The 17,318-nt window shown below is 69.6% G+C and carries 15 protein-coding genes; 1 reads left to right on the plus strand and 14 read right to left on the minus strand.

What is annotated here, in order from left to right; all coding sequences use genetic code 11:
* Positions 1–41 precede the first annotated feature (41 nt).
* From CHC02_RS23175 to leuC, 14 genes are all read right to left on the minus strand, one after another.
* A complete protein-coding gene (locus CHC02_RS23175) occupies positions 42–584 on the minus strand; it encodes a CvpA family protein (protein WP_089393761.1) in 543 nt (180 codons plus the stop codon).
* 91 nt (positions 585–675) lie between these two features.
* The gene (locus tag CHC02_RS23180) at positions 676–1,341 is read right to left on the minus strand and encodes an SPOR domain-containing protein (protein ID WP_089393762.1); all 666 of its coding nucleotides are present in this window, start codon (positions 1,339–1,341) and stop codon (positions 676–678) included.
* Between the two features lie 28 nt (positions 1,342–1,369).
* Entirely contained in the window at positions 1,370–2,650 is a 1,281-nt protein-coding gene (gene folC / locus CHC02_RS23185; RefSeq protein ID WP_089393763.1) for a bifunctional tetrahydrofolate synthase/dihydrofolate synthase, read from the minus strand.
* On the minus strand, positions 2,647–3,522 hold the full coding sequence (gene accD / locus CHC02_RS23190; RefSeq protein WP_089393764.1) for an acetyl-CoA carboxylase, carboxyltransferase subunit beta: 876 nt from the start codon (positions 3,520–3,522) through the stop codon (positions 2,647–2,649). The genes folC and accD overlap by 4 nt, the downstream gene beginning before the upstream one ends.
* Positions 3,523–3,748: 226 nt before the next feature.
* Entirely contained in the window at positions 3,749–4,378 is a 630-nt protein-coding gene (locus tag CHC02_RS23195) for a phosphoribosylanthranilate isomerase (RefSeq protein WP_089393765.1), read from the minus strand.
* A gap of 58 nt (positions 4,379–4,436) precedes the next feature.
* Complete coding sequence (truA, locus tag CHC02_RS23200) at positions 4,437–5,291, minus strand: tRNA pseudouridine(38-40) synthase TruA (RefSeq protein ID WP_089393766.1); 855 nt, start codon at positions 5,289–5,291, stop codon at positions 4,437–4,439.
* Positions 5,292–5,453: 162 nt separating this feature from the next.
* Positions 5,454–8,291 carry a motility hub landmark protein FimV gene (locus CHC02_RS23205; RefSeq protein WP_089393767.1) on the minus strand — a complete coding sequence of 946 codons (2,838 nt, stop codon included), beginning with the start codon at positions 8,289–8,291 and terminating at the stop codon, positions 5,454–5,456.
* Positions 8,292–8,459: 168 nt separating this feature from the next.
* A complete protein-coding gene (locus CHC02_RS23210; protein ID WP_089393768.1) occupies positions 8,460–9,452 on the minus strand; it encodes an aspartate-semialdehyde dehydrogenase in 993 nt (330 codons plus the stop codon).
* A gap of 104 nt (positions 9,453–9,556) precedes the next feature.
* Positions 9,557–10,711: a type IV pilus assembly protein FimV gene (locus tag CHC02_RS23215; protein ID WP_176450342.1), complete on the minus strand. Its 1,155-nt coding sequence runs from the start codon at positions 10,709–10,711 to the stop codon at positions 9,557–9,559.
* Positions 10,712–10,939: 228 nt separating this feature from the next.
* A complete protein-coding gene (gene asd / locus CHC02_RS23220; RefSeq protein ID WP_089393769.1) occupies positions 10,940–12,052 on the minus strand; it encodes an aspartate-semialdehyde dehydrogenase in 1,113 nt (370 codons plus the stop codon).
* Between the two features lie 83 nt (positions 12,053–12,135).
* Positions 12,136–13,218: a 3-isopropylmalate dehydrogenase gene (gene leuB, locus CHC02_RS23225; protein ID WP_089393770.1), complete on the minus strand. Its 1,083-nt coding sequence runs from the start codon at positions 13,216–13,218 to the stop codon at positions 12,136–12,138.
* 87 nt (positions 13,219–13,305) lie between these two features.
* On the minus strand, positions 13,306–14,070 hold the full coding sequence (locus CHC02_RS23230) for a class I SAM-dependent methyltransferase (RefSeq protein WP_089393771.1): 765 nt from the start codon (positions 14,068–14,070) through the stop codon (positions 13,306–13,308).
* 27 nt (positions 14,071–14,097) lie between these two features.
* A complete protein-coding gene (leuD, locus tag CHC02_RS23235; RefSeq protein ID WP_089393772.1) occupies positions 14,098–14,742 on the minus strand; it encodes a 3-isopropylmalate dehydratase small subunit in 645 nt (214 codons plus the stop codon).
* 11 nt (positions 14,743–14,753) lie between these two features.
* A complete protein-coding gene (gene leuC / locus CHC02_RS23240) occupies positions 14,754–16,181 on the minus strand; it encodes a 3-isopropylmalate dehydratase large subunit (protein WP_089393773.1) in 1,428 nt (475 codons plus the stop codon).
* A gap of 206 nt (positions 16,182–16,387) precedes the next feature.
* On the opposite strand from leuC, the gene CHC02_RS23245 reads away from it, so the two are divergent.
* Complete coding sequence (locus tag CHC02_RS23245) at positions 16,388–17,281, plus strand: LysR family transcriptional regulator (RefSeq protein ID WP_043267485.1); 894 nt, start codon at positions 16,388–16,390, stop codon at positions 17,279–17,281.
* The last annotated feature ends 37 nt before the right edge of the window (positions 17,282–17,318 follow it).

The following is a 17,318-nucleotide window of genomic DNA, read 5'->3' on the forward strand; positions in this document are numbered from 1 at the left end:
CCGGCGTCGGGCGGCGCCTCGGCGCTACCCTGGCCCGGCCATCACTGGCCGGGCAGCATACTCCCCATCCCGACCGGCGGTGCCAGCTGGCCACTGGCGAACCAGTGCCCGGCCAGGTTGAGGACGATGTTCTTCGACCAGTCGGCGACCAGCAGGAAGTGCGGCAGCAGCACCGACTGCTGCCACCACGGGTCCTGTTGCACCGGCGCCAGGCTCAGCAGGCCGACCAGCAGCACCACCAGCAGCACGCCGCGGGCGCCGCCGAAGGCCATGCCGAGCACGCGGTCGGTGCCGGACATGCCGGTCACCCGCACCAGTTCGCTGATGAGGAAGTTGACCAGCGCCCCCAGCAGCAGGGTCACCACGAAAAGCAGCGCGCAGGCGGCGATGACGCGGCCGGACGGCAGCTGGATGTATGGTGCGAGATGCTCGGCCAGCGCGCCGCCGAACATCCAGGCGACCGCGCCCGCGACGATCCAGGTGAGCAGGGACAGGGCTTCCTTGACGAAGCCGCGGCTCAGACTGATCAGGCTGGAAATGACGATGATGCCGATCATCGTCCAATCGACCCAGGTAAATGCCACGTTGCGGCCCAGAAACGAAAAAGGCCCCGCATTTTAGCAGAGCCCCGGGGTTTAGCGGAGCCCCCGATGCATCGGGAGCCGCTCGCCGGTTTCAGCCGCGTTCGGGCTGGAAGCGCACCACGAAGCCGTTGAGCTTCTGCTGCTTGCTCAGCTGCGCCTTCAGGCGGTCGGCCTCGGCGCGCTCGATCACCGGCCCGACGAAGACCCGGTTCATGCCGTCGAAGCTGCGCACGTAGGCGTTGTAGCCCTGGCTGCGGAGGGACTTCTGCAGTTCCTCGGCACGGGCGCGGTTGGACAGGCTGGCCAGTTGCACCGACCAGCTCACCGCCAGCTTGTCGGCATCCAGGCGCTGGGCCGGGGCGGCGGGCGCACTGGCTGGGGCCGGCGGCGTGGCCGGTTGCTGGGCAGGGCGCGGCGCCGGGGCGGCGGGCTGCTGGGCCGGCGTTTGCGGCAGGCTGGCGATGGGCGTGGATGGCGCGGTGGTCGGCGCGGGACTAGGCACCGGCGCCTGAACCTGGGGCTGAGCGTCGGGCGCCTGCGGCGCTTCGGCCACCGAGGCCTGGGGTTCGGGCACCGGCGTCGGCTGCACTTCCACCGGCGGCATGGCCGGCGTCTTCGGCATCGCCGGGGCGTCGACCGTCACCTGGCGCACCTCGTCCTGGCGGCTGAACAGCATCGGCAGGAAGATCACCGCCAGCGCCAGCAACACCAGCGCACCGACGATCCGCTGCTTGAGCCCCTTATCCAGCAAAGCCATTGCCACTCCCCCGTTTCTTGACCGCTTGTCAGTCCTGGTTGCCGTCCAGCCAGCTCAGGGCATCCGCCACGCTGTAGAAGGAGCCGAACACCAGGATCTCGTCGTCCGCCGTCGCCTGGGCGCACTGTGCTTCGAGCGCCGTGGCGATGTCGTCATGCACGCTGGCCTGCGCGCCACGCGCAAGCAAGGCTGCCGCCAGCTCGCCGGCCGGGCGCGAGCGCGGCGTAGGCAAGGGGGCGACGGCCCAATCCTGCACCAAGCCGAGCAAGGGTTCCAGCACCCCGTCCAGATCCTTGTCCGAAAGCAGGCCGAAAACCGCCAGGCGACGGCCCTTCGGCGGCCGCGCGGCAAGGCGGCGGGCCAGGTAGTCGGCGGCATGGGGGTTGTGCCCGACGTCCAGCAGCAGGTGCCGCGGCTGCCCCTGGCGGCGCGCCACGCGGCGGTCCAGGCGGCCGCTCACGCGGGTCCGCTGCAGGGCCGCGAGCAGGCGCTCGGGCTGCCAGGGCAGGTCCAGCAGCGCATAGACCTGCAGCGCCAGGGCGGCGTTCTCCATGGGCAGGTCGAGCAGGTTCAGGTGGTGCAGGCGCAGCGGGGTGCCGTCGGCGCCGCGGCCGTACCAGTGCCAGTCGTGCTCGCCGATGGCCAGGTCGAAGTCGCGGCCGCGCAGCAGCAGCGGCGCGCCCAGGGCGCGGGCCTGGTCCAGCAGCGGCTGCGGCGGCTCCAGGTCGCCGCACACGGCCGGCTTGCCGGCGCGGAAGATGCCGGCCTTCTCGAAGGCCACGCTGTCGCGGGTGTCGCCCAGCCATTCGGCATGGTCGAGGCCGATGCTGGTGACCACGGCGACGTCGGCGTCCACCAGGTTCACCGCGTCCAGGCGGCCGCCGAGGCCGACTTCCAGCACCACGGCGTCCAGGCCGGCACGCTCGAACAGCCAGAAGGCCGCCAGGGTGCCCATCTCGAAGTAGGTCAGGGAGGTTTCGCCACGCGCCGCCTCGACTGCGGCGAAGGCCTCGCAGAGCGCCTCGTCGGAGGCCTCGCGGCCCTCGATGAGGACGCGCTCGTTGTAGCGCAGCAGGTGCGGCGAGGCGTACACGCCGACCTTCAGGCCCTGCTCGCCGAGCAGCTCGGCGAGGAAGGCGCAGGTGGAGCCCTTGCCGTTGGTGCCGGTGACGGTCACCACGCGTGGCGCCGGGCGCCCCAGACCGAGGCGGACGGCCACCTCGCGGGAGCGCTCCAGGCCCATGTCGATGGCCGAGGGATGCAGCTGTTCGAGGTAGCCGAGCCAGTCGGCCAGGGAACGCTGGCTCATCCTGCGAGGGCGGGGCTGGGGGCGTGGGTGAACTTGGCCAGCAGGCTGGCCAGGCGGTCGCGCATCTGCGCGCGGTGCACGATCATGTCGATGGCGCCGTGCTCGAGGAGGAACTCGCTGCGCTGGAAGCCTTCGGGCAGCTTCTCGCGCACGGTCTGCTCGATCACCCGCGGGCCGGCGAAGCCGACCAGGGCCTTGGGCTCGCCGACGATCACGTCGCCGAGCATGGCCAGGCTTGCGGAAACGCCGCCGTAGACCGGGTCGGTCAGCACGGAGACGAACGGGATGCCTTCCTCGCGCAGGCGCGCCAGGGCGGCGGAGGTCTTGGCCATCTGCATCAGCGAGATCAGCGCCTCCTGCATGCGCGCGCCGCCCGAGGCGGAGAAGCAGATCATCGGGCAGCGGTGCTCCAGGGCGTAGTTGGCGGCGCGCACGAAGCGCTCACCGACGATGGAGCCCATGGAGCCGCCCATGAACGAGAACTCGAAGGCCGCGGCCACCACCGGCATGCCGTGCAGCTTGCCGCTCATGGCGATCAGCGCGTCCTTCTCGCCGGTGTCCTTCTGCGCGGCGGCCAGGCGGTCCTTGTACTTCTTGGTGTCGCGGAACTTCAGGCGGTCCACCGGCTCGAGCTCGGCGCCCAGTTCCTCGCGGCCTTCCTCGTCGAGGAAGATGTCCAGGCGGGTGCGCGCGCCGATGCGCATGTGGTGGTCGCACTTGGGGCAGACGTCCAGGGTCTTTTCCAGCTCCGGCCGATACAGCACGGCGTCGCAGGACGGGCACTTGTGCCACAGGCCTTCCGGTACCGAGCTCTTCTTCGCCTCGGAACGCATGATGGAAGGGATCAGCTTGTCTACCAGCCAGTTGCTCATGCTCTGTTCTCCAATGCGGGGCCAGTGCGCTCAGCGGCCCGAAGCCTTGCGCCTGCCCGTGAGCAGAAAAAATCACCATCGGCGCCGCGGCTCGGCCACGGCCCCTCGAAATCGCGGCGCGCCCTGGGCGGCGCCTTCGCCAGGCCGACACGGGGTCGGCGCTCGCATGACAAAAACGTCAACAGCTCCTAATGACGGCGGCAGACCGCCCGCCGTCACATGCACCTCACCGCGAATCCGCCTCGCGGCACTGGCGGATGAAGGCGCGGATCTTCCCGGCGTCCTTGATCCCCTTGCCCGCCTCCACCCCGCCGCTGACGTCCACGGCGTAGGGGCGCACCTGGCGGACCGCCGCGGCGACGTTGCCGGCGTTCAGGCCGCCGGCCAGCACCAGCGGGCGCGGCAGGGCCTCGGGAATCAGGGACCAGTCGAAGGCCGCGCCGGTTCCGCCGGGAACGCCCTCGACGTAGGTGTCCAGCAGGATGCCGGCGGCCCCCGGGTAGCGCGCGGCCTGCGCGGCGATGTCGTCGCCGGCCTTGACGCGCAGCGCCTTCAGGTAGGGCTTGTGGTAACCCTCGCAGTCTGCGGCGCTCTCGTCGCCGTGGAACTGCAGCATGTCCAGCGGCACCGCATCGAGGATCTCGCCCAGTTCGCAGCGGCTGGCGTTGACGAACAGGCCCACGCTGGTGACGAAGGGCGGCAGCGCCGCGACTATGGCGCGCGCCTGCTGCACGCTGACCGCGCGCGGGCTCCTGGCGTAGAACACCATGCCGATGGCGTCGGCACCCGCCTCGGCCGCGGCCAGGGCGTCCTCGACACGGGTAATGCCACAGATTTTGATGCGAACGGCGGACAAGATGCGGCGACCTTCCTTCAAAGCAATCCGTCGATGGTAGCAAATGCCCCGGACAGCGTCAGCCGAGCGTATCGGGCAAAGATGAAAGGAAATGTGGCCCCAGGTAGCGCTGCGGCAGCTCGAAGGCCTCGGGGTATTCCACCCGCACCAGGTAGAGCCCGAAGGGGTGCGCGGTCACCCCGCCGGCGCGGCGGTCGCGCGCCGCCAGCACCTCGTCGACCCATGCCGGCTCGCGCTCGCCCGCCCCCACCGTCATCAGCACCCCGGCGAAGTTGCGCACCATGTGGTGGAGGAAGGCGTTGGCACGCACGTCCAGCACGATGAAGCGGCCGTGCTCCAGCACCTGCAGGTGGTGCACCGTCTTGATCGGCGACTTGGCCTGGCACTGCACGGCGCGGAACGAGGTGAAGTCATGGGTGCCGACCAGCTTTTGCGCCGCCGCGCGCATGCGCGCGACGTCCAGCGGGCGGTGGTTCCAGGTGACCTCCTCGGCCATGTGCGCCGGGCGGATCGGATCGTTGTAGATGACGTAGCGGTAGCGCCGCGCCACGGCCGAGAAGCGCGCATGGAAGTCCGCCGGCATGACCTTGGCCCAGGTCACGCTGATGTCCGCCGGCAGGTTGGCGTTGCCGCCCATCACCCAGGCCTTCAGCGGCCGCTCGACGCGGGTGTCGAAGTGCACCACCTGGCCGCTGCCGTGCACCGAGGCATCGGTGCGGCCGGCGCACATCACCCCGATCGGCTCTGCCGCGACCTTGGACAGGGCCCGCTCCAGCGCTCCCTGCACCGACGGCACGCCGTCCTCCTGGCGCTGCCAGCCGCGGTAGCGCGCGCCCTTGTATTCGACGCCCAGGGCGATCCTGGTGACGCCAGCGGTGGCGACCTCGCCCACCGCGCTCTCGAACTCGTTCAACTGCTCAGGCCATCCCGAAAAGGCAATCCAGCGCGCTATTCTGCCTGGATTGCCGCGCCCGGGCGATGCGCCTCGACCGGCGCGCCACCGGGCGCAGCATTTGCGCCCCGCCGAAACGACGATGGCAGCCCGGAGGCTGCCATCGTTTCACCCGCGCCGCGCTCAGGACAGGCGTTCGAGCAGCTCGCGGGCTTCCTTCTGCTGCTGGTCGCTGCCTTCGCTGATGACCTCGTCGAGGATGTCGCGGGCACCCTCGGCGTCGCCCATGTCGATGTAGGCACGGGCCAGGTCGAGCTTGGTGGCGGCCTCGTCGGCGCCGGAGAGGAAGTCGAACTCGTCGTCCAGCGCGTCCTCATCCAGCGAGGACGCGTCCAGCGAAGCGGCCTCCAGCGACGGCTCGGCCTCGATCTCGTCTTCCAGCGGCGCCGCCGGGCCGGCCGGCTGCTCGAGGTCGCTGGCGAGCTTGTCCAGCTCCGCGCTGACCTGATCCAGCTGGGCCGCGAAGCTATCGTCGGCCGGCAGCGCCTGCAGGGCCTCTTCGGGCAGCGATAGGTCGAAGTCGTCCGCCAGGCCCTCGGCCGGCTTGGCCTCAGGCTCGGGCTCGGCCCCCAGGTCGAAGCTGAAGTCGTCGTCGGCGCCCGCGGCGAGCCCGGCGCCCTCCTCGCCCAGGTCGAAGAGGAAGTCCTCGTCCTTGGCCGCGGGGGCCGCCGGCTCGTCCGGCAGGTCCAGGGTGAAGTCGTCCAGCGCGTCGCTGGCCGTGGGCGCCGCGGGGGCGGCCTTCGCCAGGTCGTCGCCCAGGTCGAGGTCGAAGGCGAAGTCGTCGTCCGACTGGGCCGGCTGGGCCGCCGCGGCGGGCGTATTCAGGCCCAGGTCGGCTTCCAGGTCGAAGTCTTCGAGGGTCAGTTCGTCGGCCTTGGCTTGCGGCTCGCTGGCGGTGTGCGGCGGGTCGTCGTCCAGCTGCAGGTCGTCCAGGCCCAGGTCGAAGGCGTCGTCCAGGTCACCGGCGGCCGCCGCGACAGGCTCGGCGGGCGCGGCGTTGTCCTGGGTCAGGTCGAGGTCGTCGAGGCTGAAGTGTTCCAGTTCGTCGCTGCTGGCGGCGGCTGCCGCCAGGCCACCGGCCACGGCAGCCGCCGCGACCATGCCCGGGTAGCGCGATTTCAGCTGCTCCACCTGCGGCTCGGCGCCACCCAGTTCGCGCAGTTCGTTTTCCTGGCGGGCGAAACCTTCGCGGTCGCCGATCTCGGCCAGGACTTCCATCAGCTTCAGGCGCAGGTCGGCGCGCTGCGGTTCGTCGTAGATGGCGCCCTGCAGCAGTTCGGCAGCCTGGTTGAAACGGCCGTAGGCGATGTAGATGTCGGCCTCGCCCAGCGGGTCGCCGGTCTGCGCGGCGACCTTCTCGCCGGCGGCCGGCGCGCTGGCCGGGGTCACGTCCTCGTCCGCCAGGCTCAGGCTGTCGAATTCGCCGGCAGCCAGTTCCAGCGGCTCGTCCGTCCCGCTCGGGCCAGCCACCGCGGGCTCGAGCTTGGCGGCCTCGGCCTGGGCCGCGCGGCGGCGCAGCAGGAGCAGCACCAGCAGCAGGACCAGCACCAGGCTGCCGCCGATGGCGGCCAGCAGGGTCGGGTTGGCCAGCAGTTCCTCGATCAGCCCCGGCTGGTTCTCGGCGGCCGGGGCCGGTGTGGCAGGCTTGGGCGCCGCCGGCTTGGGTTCGGCCGGCTTGGCGGCCGCCGGCGGTGCCGGTTGAGCGGGGGCGGCGGCCTCGGGCTGCGGAGCCGGCGCTGGCGCAGCCGGTGCGGCAGGGGCTTCGGCGCCAGGCGCCGGCGCCTGGCCGGCGGGCGCGGAAGCCGGCGCGGCCGGCTGCGGCGGAGTCGCCAGCTCGCCCTGGAGCTTGGCCAGTTGCGCGTCCTTCAGCTCGATCAGCTTCTGCAGCTTGTCCAGCTGGCTCTGCAGGTCGGTCATGCGGCTCTGCAGTTCGTCGTTCTCGCGGCGGGTGCTGTCCAGGCTTTCCTGGGTCACGGCCAGCTTGTCGGAAAGCGCCTTGCCGTTCTTCGCCCCCTTGTCGGCCCCCTTGTTCTTGCCGGCTTCGCCGGAGACCAGGCGCAGGTTGTCCTTGCTCTCGGCCTGCTCGGGCGCGGCACCGGCATTGGCGCGGCGGGTGGCGTCCAACTGGCGGGAGGAACCGGCCAGGCTGCGGCCCTCGCGCCAGGCGCTGCGCTGTTCGCGCACCTGCACGTCGGCCTCGCCCGCGGAGCGGCTGCGGATCTGCTCGGCATCGGGCAGGCGCAATACCTGGCCGCTCTTCAGGCGGTTGATGTTGCCGTCGATGAAGGCGTCGGGGTTGAGGTCCTGGATGGCCAGCATGGTCTGGTTGACGGTCACGCTGCCATCGGGACGCGCGCGGGAGGCGATTTCCCACAGGGTGTCGCGGGAACCGGTGCGGTACTCGTTACCGTCCAGGCGGGCCTGGCGCGGCGCGCTGGCCGCGGGGGCCGGCTCCACGGCGCGGGGTGCGGCCGGGGCGGCGGCCACGGGCTGGCGCGCGATGGGTGCGGGCGCCGCAACCGGGGCACGCGGCGCGGCGGCGGCGGCCACCTGCGGCGAGTACAGCGGCGGGTCGAGCAGCACGGTGTATTCGCGCAGCACCCGGCCACTGGGCCAGAGCACTTCCACGAGGAAGTTCAGGTAGGGCTCCTGCACCGGCTTGTCGGAGGTCACATGGATGACGCTCTTGCCGTTGGGCTGGACCACCGCGGTGAACTTGAGCCCGGTGAGGAAGAAATTGCGATCGACGCCGGACTTGCTGAAGTCCTCCGGCGAAGCCAGCTTGGGAATGATCTCGCCGGCCGTCAGGTCGCGGACGTCCGTCACGTCGATATCGGCATTCAGCGGCTGGTTCAGCGCCGAGTGCAGGTGGATGTCTCCCAACCCCAGCGCATGCGCCATGCCGGTGGTCAACGCCGAAGCAGCCGCAATTGCCTGCACCAGTTTACGAAGCCGGACCATAATCTAATCCCTTGTTTTAACAGCTTTCTTCTGGATTCGAGCGTTTCGGAACAACACCTGGCGCCCGCTATTCCCGGCGTCGAAAACGCCGGGATATCCCCCCGCCAGGGCCGTCCAAGCCAGTATTGCCAAGCTAGAATGCTTCTTCAAATATTCGATAAGTATCTTTTACAGATAGTGTTTTATCAATAATGCAGCCAGGTTCGCAGCATTCAGTCCCAGGCCTTTTCGCACATTATCAGACGCAATCCACAAATTGAGGTTGCAAGGGCCGGCGGCACCCTGACGCACCCGCCCGACCTGGATGGCATCCTGGCCCAGGGCATCGCCGATCACCGTCGGGTAATCGTCCTCGACCAGTTCGATGCCCTCGGCCGCCTCCAGAGCGGCTCGCACTTCCGACAAATCTATCGGCACGGCGCTGCGCAAGTTGAGGTTCAGGGCGTCGCCGAAGAACACCGGGGCCAGCAGGCAATCCGCCTGCACCCTGCCCTGCAGCTCCGGCAGCAGTTCGTTCAGCTCGGCGTTCAGGCGCCGCTCGATGGCGCTGTAGCCCGAGGCGTCGGCCGCACCGACCAGGCCCAGCAGGTTGAAGGCGTACTGGCGGTCGACGAGGCGCGGCTCCACCGGGCGCGCGTTGAGCAGCTCGGCGGTCTGCCGGGCCAGCTCCTGCACGCCTTCGCGGCCCAGTTGCGAGGCGGACAGGCAGGCGGTCAGCGACAGTTCCTGCAGTTCGACGCAATCGCGCAGGGCGGCGACCACTTCGGCCACCTCGGCGGCCGGGGCGCAGGGCACGCGCAGCAGCGCCGGGAAGCCGAGTTCGCCCAGGCGTGCCGGGTTCAGCGCCGGCAGCACCAGGGCGCCGTCCACGCTGCCGCTCAGGTCGATCACCGTGCAGCCCTGGGCCAGGGCGCGCGCGGCGTGCTCGCCGGCCACCTCGGCCGAGGTGGCGAACAGCGCCAGCTTGACCTGGGCGAAGGAGAAACCGTCCAGCTCGCGCACCCGCAGGTTGCGGCCGCGGAAGGGCACGCTCTTGCCGGCGGACTCGCCGCTGGCCAGCAGGTGCAGCTCGGCCACGGGGCAGTCCAGCTCTTCCAGCAACTCGACCAGCGCTTCGCCAACCAGGCCGGTGGCCCCTACTACAGCAACATCGACGGACATCGAAAATCCCATGGGCTAGAAGGAAACAAGACGCAGCACTTTACTGCCCCCTTCGCTGCCCAGGCAATCGCGCCCGCGGCCGTCGATCGCCGTTCGCCCTCACCCTATCGGGCAGTCTCCTGCGCGGCAGCCGGCGCCGCCTGCGGCGTTGGGGTGCCCGCCACGGCGACCGGCGGCTCGGCCGCGGCCTGTTGCCGCGACTGCGCCGCCAGGCGCGCCACCAGGGTGGCGATCTGCGCGTCCTTCAGCTCGATGAGCTTGTTCAGCTTGTCCAGTTGGCTCTGCAGGTCGCCGATCCGGCTGGTCAGCTCCTCGCCCTGGCGGCGCGCGCTGTCCAGGTCCTCCTGCAGCAGCGCCAGGCGCTCCGCGGCGGCCTTCGCCTGGGGTTGTTTCGAGGCCTGCCCGGAAAGCAGGCGCAGGTTGTCGCGAACCTCCGCCACGGCCGGGGCGGCACCGGGCGCGGCCTTGCGGGTGGCGTCCAGGGGCCGGGGGCGTTCGCGCCAGCGGGCCTCCTGGGCCTGGAAGTGGGAGACGGCCTCGGCATGCCCCTGGGCCCGGACCTGCTTCGCGTCGGGCAGGCGCAGCACGGCGCCGACCCGCGGCCGGTTGGCGTTGCCGTCGAGGAAGGCCTGCGGGTTGAGCGCCTGGATCGCCCGCATGGTCTGCATCACCGAGGCATCCCCGGCCGGCCGGTAGCGGGAGGCGATGGCCCAGAGGGTATCGCCGGCGGCGATGCGGTGGCCGCCCGAAGGCTCCGGCGCGGCGCCGACGGGCACCTGCCGCACCGGCGGCGCGCTGGCCGTCGACGGTACGGCGGATACGGCCGGCGCGCTGGGCGCCCGGGCGACGGCCTGGTAGTTCGGCGGGTCCAGCAGCAGGGTGTATTCGCGCATGGCCCGCCCCTGCGGCCAGACCACCTGCAGCACGAAGTTGACGTAGGGCTCGCGCACCGGGGCGCTGGACTGCACGCGGATCACCCCGCGGCCGTTGCGCCCGACCTCCGGGGTGAAGCGCAAGCCGGAAAGGAAGACGTAGTTGGGCTGCATGCCCAGCCGCTCGGCCTCCTGCTGCGGCACCAGGCTGACCTTGAGGTCCTCGCTGCCCAGGTCGCCCATGCCGCGCAGCTCGATCCGCGCATCCAGCGTCTGGCCCAGCGCGGCCTGCGAAGCGATATCCCCCAGTTCCAGCGCGCTGGCGCGCGCCGGCAGGAAAGCGGCCGCGACGGCGGCGGCCAGAAACAAATGCGCGAAGCGGAACATCCCCATCCCCTGCTGTCGATGACTCCCTCCGGCGGCCCCTGCCCGCCGGCCGACCCGAACGGGCCGGGCAGCGAGGATAATCACAGGGCGCCGGGCGCCAGCCCGCGCTCCGTCACAGAAAACGACGCCGGCGCCGGCGACTTCGCCGTTCTGTCGAGTGATCGACTTTTTCCGCCTGTACAAAGCAAGACGCCGGCACAGGGCCGGCGTCTTCGGGGCGGGGGGCGATCAGCGCTCCAGCAGGATGCGCAGCATGCGCCGCAGCGGCTCGGCCGCGCCCCACAGCAGCTGGTCGCCGACGGTGAAGGCGCCAAGGTACTGCGAGCCCATGTTGAGCTTGCGCAGGCGGCCCACCGGGACGCTCAGGGTGCCGGTGACGGCGGCCGGGGTCAGCTCGCGCATGCTGATGTCGCGCTGGTTGGGGATCAGCTTGACCCAGGGATTGTGCTGGCTGATCAGGCCTTCGATGTCGGTCAGCGGCACGTCCTTGTTCAGCTTGATGGTCAGCGCCTGGCTGTGGCAGCGCATGGCGCCGATGCGCACGCAGATGCCGTCCACCGGGATCGGGTTCTTGAAGCGGCCGAGGATCTTGTTGGTCTCCGCCTGGCCCTTCCACTCCTCGCGGCTCTGGCCGTTGGGCAGTTCCTTGTCGATCCAGGGGATCAGGCTGCCGGCCAGGGGCACGCCGAAGTGCTCGGTGGGCAGGGCCTCGCCGCGGATGGCCTCGGCGACCTTGCGGTCGATGTCGAGGATGGCGCTGGCCGGGTTGGCCAGGTCGTCGGCCACGGCGGCGTTGATCGCGCCCATCTGCCTGATCAGCTCGCGCATGTTCTGCGCGCCGGCGCCGGAGGCGGCCTGGTAGGTCATGGCGCTCATCCACTCGACCAGGCCGGCTTCGAACAGGCCGCCCAGGGCCATCAGCATCAGGCTGACGGTGCAGTTGCCGCCGATGTAGTTCTTCGCGCCGGCGTCCAGCGACTGGTCGATGACGCGGCGGTTCACCGGGTCGAGGACGATCACCGCGTCGTCCTGCATGCGCAGGCTGGAGGCGGCGTCGATCCAGTAGCCCTGCCAGCCGGCTTCGCGCAGCTTGGGGAAGACTTCGTTGGTGTAGTCGCCGCCCTGGCAGGTCAGGATGACGTCGAGGGTCTTGAGTTCCTCGATGCTGTAGGCGTCCTTGAGGGTGGCGATGTCCTTGCCGATGGACGGACCTTCGCCACCGACGTTGGAGGTGGTGAAGAACACCGGCTCGATCAGGTCGAAGTCCCGCTCTTCCAGCATCCGCTGCATGAGCACCGACCCCACCATGCCACGCCAACCGATCAGACCTACACGCTTCATCGCTACTACACCTTCGAATAAGTGGTGGACCGCCGCCCCTGCCCGTTCTTTGCGGGAGCCCAGGGGCGGGCGAACCGGAGAGATTACAGATTCCGCAGCGCGGCGACTACCGCATCGCCCATTTCGCGGGTGCCGACCTTCCTGCAGCCTTCGGACCAGATGTCGCCGGTGCGCAGGCCCTGGTCGAGGACCTGGCTCACCGCCTGCTCGATGGCGCTCGCCGCGGCGCCCTGGTTGAAGCTGTAGCGCAGCATCATGGACACCGAGAGGATGGTCGCCAGCGGGTTGGCGATGCCTTGGCCGGCGATGTCCGGCGCCGAGCCGTGGCACGGCTCGTACATGCCCTTGTTGTTGGCGTCCAGGGACGCAGAAGGCAGCATGCCGATGGAACCGGTGAGCATGGAAGCCTCATCCGACAGGATGTCGCCGAACATGTTGTCGGTGACCATCACGTCGAACTGCTTGGGCGCGCGCACCAGTTGCATGGCGGCGTTGTCGACGTACATGTGGGAAAGCTCGACGTCCGGGTAGTCCTTGGCCACGTCTTCGACGATCTCGCGCCACAGCTGGCTGGAGGCCAGGACGTTGGCCTTGTCCACCGAGCACAGCTTCTTGCCGCGCACGCGGGCCATGTCGAAGCCGACGCGGGCGATGCGGCGGATCTCGCTTTCGCTGTACGGCAGGGTGTCGTAGGACTGGCGCTCGCCGCTGTCCAGCTCGCGGGTGCCGCGCGGGGCGCCGAAGTAGATGCCGCCGGTCAGCTCGCGAACGATGAGGATGTCCAGGCCGGCGACGATTTCAGGCTTCAGGCTGGAGGCGTCGGCCAGTTGCGGGTAGAGGATGGCCGGGCGCAGGTTGGCGAACAGGCCCAGTTGCGAGCGGATCTTCAGCAGGCCGCGCTCGGGGCGGATGTCGCGCTCGATCCTGTCCCACTTCGGCCCGCCCACGGCGCCCAGCAGCACGGCGTCGGCCGCGCGGGCGCGCTCCAGGGTCTCGTCGGCCAGCGGCACGCCGTGCTTGTCGATGGCGGCGCCGCCGATGACGTCCTCGGTCAGCTCGAAGCCCAGCTGGAACTTGTCGTTCGCCAGTTCGAGAACCTTGACCGCCTCGGCCATGATTTCCGGGCCGATACCGTCGCCGGGGAGAACCAGAATCTGTTTGCTCATCAATTTTTTCCTTCGAAAAGAGGCTGCAGGCTGCAGGCTGCAGGCTACAGGCTTTTCCTGCCGCCTGTAGCCTGCCGCCTGCAGCCGTTACTTGTTCGCCCAGAGCACCAGCACGTCGGTGCTGAAGGAGCCCTCGGCGTCGATCTCGAAATACTCGCGCACCTCAACGCCCACGGAAAGCTGCAGGGCGCGGATGGCCTGGCGCATCACCTCGGGGGTGCGCATGCGCTCGACCCAGGAGCTGAACTCCAGGCGCAGGCGCTGGCGGGTGCAGGCGCTGACCGCCAGCCCCGCCTCGCCGACCAGGCGGGCCCACTCGGACGGCGAATAGTCGCGCACGTGGCTGGTGTCGCGCAGCACTTCCACCGCTTGCAGGTGGGTGTCCAGCAACGGCAGCCCGGGGGCCACCACATCGATGAAGCAGGCCATGCCGCCCGGCTTCAGCACCCGGCACACCTCGCGCAGGGCCTGGCCGACGTCGCGCCAGTGGTGGGCGGAGTAGCGGCTGAAGACGAAATCGAACTCGCCGTCCTCGAACGGCAGCTGCTCGGCCACGCCCTGGCGCGTACGGATGTTGCCCAGGCCGCGCTCGGCGGCGGCCGAGGCCACCACTGCGAGCATCTGCTCGGAGAGGTCGTAGGCCACCACTTCGCCGGCCAGCGGCGCGACATGGAAGCTCACGTGCCCCGCCCCGCACCCCAGGTCCAGCACGCGGGCGCCGCGGGTCGCCGACAGTCGTTCGCGCAGCTGGGCGAACTCCTCGCCCTGGGCATGCACGGCGCTGTTCAGATAAGCGTTGGCCTGGGCGCCGAACTGGCGCTCGACCACGGCTTCATGGCGACTCTGGGTCATGGCTTTCTCCTCGTGGGGCGACGCCGCTCAGGCGTCGCGGAACAACCAGGGCTGGCGCTGCTTGTGGCCGACCTCGAAGTCGCGGATGGCGTCCGCGGCCTGGAGGGTCAGGCCGATGTCGTCCAGGCCGTTGAGCAGGCAGTGCTTGCGGAAGGCGTCCACGTCGAAGTGGTACTGCTTGCCGTCCGGGCGGGTCACGGTCTGCGCGGCGAGGTCGACGGTCAGTTGGTAGCCCTCGGTGGCCTCGCACTGCTGGAAGAGTTCGTCGACTTCCTCGTCCTTCAGGATGATCGGCAGCAGGCCGTTCTTGAAGCTGTTGTTGAAGAAGATGTCGGCGAAGCTCGGCGCGATCACGGTGCGGAAGCCGTACTCGTCCAGGGCCCAGGGCGCGTGCTCGCGGGAGGAGCCGCAGCCGAAGTTCTCGCGGGCCAGGAGCACGCTGGCGCCCTGGTAGCGCGGGAAGTTCAGCACGAAGTCCGGGTTGATCGGGCGCCTGGAGTTGTCCTGGTTCGGCTGGCCGACGTCCAGGTAGCGCCACTCGTCGAACAGGTTGGGGCCGAAGCCGGTGCGCTTGATCGACTTGAGGAATTGCTTGGGAATGATCTGGTCGGTGTCGACGTTGGCGCGGTCGAGCGGCGCGACGAGGCCGGTGTGCTGGGTGAATGCTTTCATGTTCGGTCTCCTCAGGCCTGCATCAGTTCGCGGACGTCGATGAAGCGGCCGGTCACCGCGGCGGCGGCGGCCATGGCCGGGCTCACCAGGTGGGTACGGCCACCGGCGCCCTGGCGGCCTTCGAAGTTGCGGTTGGAGGTGGACGCGCAGTGCTCGCCGCTCTCCAGGCGGTCCGGGTTCATCGCCAGGCACATGGAGCAGCCCGGTTCACGCCACTCGAAGCCGGCCTCGATGAAGATCTTGTCCAGGCCTTCCTGCTCGGCCTGGGCCTTGACCAGGCCCGAGCCCGGCACCACCAGCGCCTGCTTGACCGTGGCGGCGACCTTGCGGCCCTTGGCCACGGCGGCGGCGGCGCGCAGGTCCTCGATGCGCGAGTTGGTGCAGGAGCCGATGAACACCCGGTCGAGCTGGATGTCGGTGATCGCCTGGTTGGCGTTCAGGCCCATGTACTTGAGGGCGCGGACGATGGAGTCGCGCTTGACCGGGTCGGCTTCGACGGCCGGGTCCGGCACGTTCTGGTCGACGGCCAGGACCATTTCCGGCGAGGTGCCCCAGCTGACCTGCGGCTTGATGTCCTCGGCGCGCAGCTCGACGATGGTGTCGAAGTGGGCGTCGGCGTCGGAGACCAGATCCTTCCAGGCCTCCACGGCCTTGGCCCAGTCCTCGCCCTGCGGGGCGAACGGCCGGCCCCTGACGTACTCGATGGTCTTCTCGTCCACCGCCACCATGCCCACGCGGGCGCCGGCCTCGATGGACATGTTGCAGATGGTCATGCGGCCTTCCATGGACAGGTCGCGAATGGCGCTGCCGGCGAACTCCAGGGCATGGCCGTTGCCGCCGGCGGTGCCGATCTTGCCGATCACCGCGAGGACGATGTCCTTGGCGGTCACGCCGAAGGGCAGCTTGCCCTCCACGCGCACCTGCATGTTCTTCATCTTCTTGGCCACCAGGCACTGGGTGGCGAGCACGTGCTCGACCTCGGAGGTGCCGATGCCGTGGGCCAGCGCGCCGAAGGCGCCGTGGGTGGAGGTGTGCGAGTCGCCGCAGACCACGGTCATGCCCGGCAGGGTCGCGCCCTGCTCCGGGCCGACCACGTGGACGATGCCCTGGCGCACGTCGTTCATCTTGAATTCGAGGATGCCGAAGTCGTCGCAGTTCTCGTCCAGGGTCATGACCTGGATGCGCGAGACTTCGTCGGCGATGGCTGCGAGGCCGCCCTTGCGCTCGGCCTGGGTGGTCGGCACGTTGTGGTCCGGGGTGGCGATGTTGGCGTCGATGCGCCACGGCTTGCGGCCGGCCAGGCGCAGGCCTTCGAAGGCCTGCGGCGAGGTCACTTCGTGGAGGATGTGGCGGTCGATGTAGATCAGCGACGAACCATCATCGCGGCGCTTCACCTCGTGCAGTTCCCAGAGTTTGTCGTAGAGCGTCTTGCCGGCCATCAGAGATTCCTCATCAGCGTATTTCTATGCCCCTTGGGCTTGTGGGGATGATGCTATGGTCTGTCGACGAATAACTCAAATTCATATTTTTTATCCGAAGGATTCCCAAATGGAATCCATCCAGCTATAAGCTTCAAGCCACAAGCTGCAAGCGAACGCCGCAGCTTTTCTTGAAGCTTGCGGCTTGCCGCTTGGAGCTCCAAAAAATGGACCTGACCAGCCTCAACACCTTCCTCGCCATCGCCGAGTCCGGCAGCTTTTCCGAGGCCGGCGAGCGCCTGCACCTGACGCAGCCGGCGGTGAGCAAGCGCATCGCCGCCCTGGAAAGCCAGCTCGGCGTGCGCCTGTTCGACCGCGTCGGCCGCGAGGTGAGCCTGACCGAGGCCGGCCGCGCCCTGCTGCCGCGGGCCTACCAGATACTCAACGTGCTGGACGACACCCGCCGCGCGCTGACCAACCTCAGCGGCGAGGTCAGTGGCCGCCTGGTGCTCGCCACCAGCCACCACATCGGCCTGCACCGCCTGCCGCCGCTGCTGCGCGCCTTCACCCGGGCACACCCGCAGGTGGCGCTGGACATCCAGTTCCTCGATTCGGAGGTGGCCTACGAGGAGATCCTCCACGGCCGCGCCGAGCTGGCGGTGATCACCCTGGCCCCGGAAACCGCCGAGCCGGTGCGCGCGGTGCCGGTGTGGGACGACCCGCTGGACTTCGTCGCCGCCCCCGAGCACCCGCTGGCCATGCAGGGCCCGGTGTTCCTGGCCGACGTGGCGCGGCACCCGGCGGTGTTCCCCGGCGGCAACACCTTCACCCACCACATCGTGCGGCGCATGTTCGAGGCCGAGGGGCTGACGCCGAACATCGGCATGAGCACCAACTACATGGAGACCATCAAGATGATGGTTTCCATCGGCCTGGCCTGGAGCGTGCTGCCGCGCACCATGCTCGACGAGACCGTGGTGCGCCTGCCCCTGCAGGACATCCAGCTCAGCCGCCAGCTGGGCTACATCCTGCACACCGAGCGCACCCTGTCCAACGCCGCGCGCGCCTTCATGGCGCTGCTCGACGCCCAGGCGGTGGCGCCCATGGCCTGCGTGGTCTGAAACGGCGGAAAAGAAAAAGGCGCCTTTCGGCGCCTTT

Source organism: Pseudomonas delhiensis (assembly GCF_900187975.1).
GTDB lineage: Bacteria > Pseudomonadota > Gammaproteobacteria > Pseudomonadales > Pseudomonadaceae > Pseudomonas > Pseudomonas delhiensis.

Coding starts and splice junctions, on each gene's coding strand:
- CHC02_RS23180 (WP_089393762.1), bottom strand. CDS start 1,341: ATGGCTTTGCTGGATAAGGGGCTCAAGCAGCGGATCGTCGGTGCGCTG.
- folC (WP_089393763.1), bottom strand. CDS start 2,650: ATGAGCCAGCGTTCCCTGGCCGACTGGCTCGGCTACCTCGAACAGCTG.
- accD (WP_089393764.1), bottom strand. CDS start 3,522: ATGAGCAACTGGCTGGTAGACAAGCTGATCCCTTCCATCATGCGTTCC.
- CHC02_RS23205 (WP_089393767.1), bottom strand. CDS start 8,291: ATGGTCCGGCTTCGTAAACTGGTGCAGGCAATTGCGGCTGCTTCGGCG.
- CHC02_RS23210 (WP_089393768.1), bottom strand. CDS start 9,452: ATGTCCGTCGATGTTGCTGTAGTAGGGGCCACCGGCCTGGTTGGCGAA.
- CHC02_RS23215 (WP_176450342.1), bottom strand. CDS start 10,711: ATGTTCCGCTTCGCGCATTTGTTTCTGGCCGCCGCCGTCGCGGCCGCT.
- asd (WP_089393769.1), bottom strand. CDS start 12,052: ATGAAGCGTGTAGGTCTGATCGGTTGGCGTGGCATGGTGGGGTCGGTG.
- leuB (WP_089393770.1), bottom strand. CDS start 13,218: ATGAGCAAACAGATTCTGGTTCTCCCCGGCGACGGTATCGGCCCGGAA.
- CHC02_RS23230 (WP_089393771.1), bottom strand. CDS start 14,070: ATGACCCAGAGTCGCCATGAAGCCGTGGTCGAGCGCCAGTTCGGCGCC.
- leuD (WP_089393772.1), bottom strand. CDS start 14,742: ATGAAAGCATTCACCCAGCACACCGGCCTCGTCGCGCCGCTCGACCGC.
- leuC (WP_089393773.1), bottom strand. CDS start 16,181: ATGGCCGGCAAGACGCTCTACGACAAACTCTGGGAACTGCACGAGGTG.
- CHC02_RS23245 (WP_043267485.1), top strand. CDS start 16,388: ATGGACCTGACCAGCCTCAACACCTTCCTCGCCATCGCCGAGTCCGGC.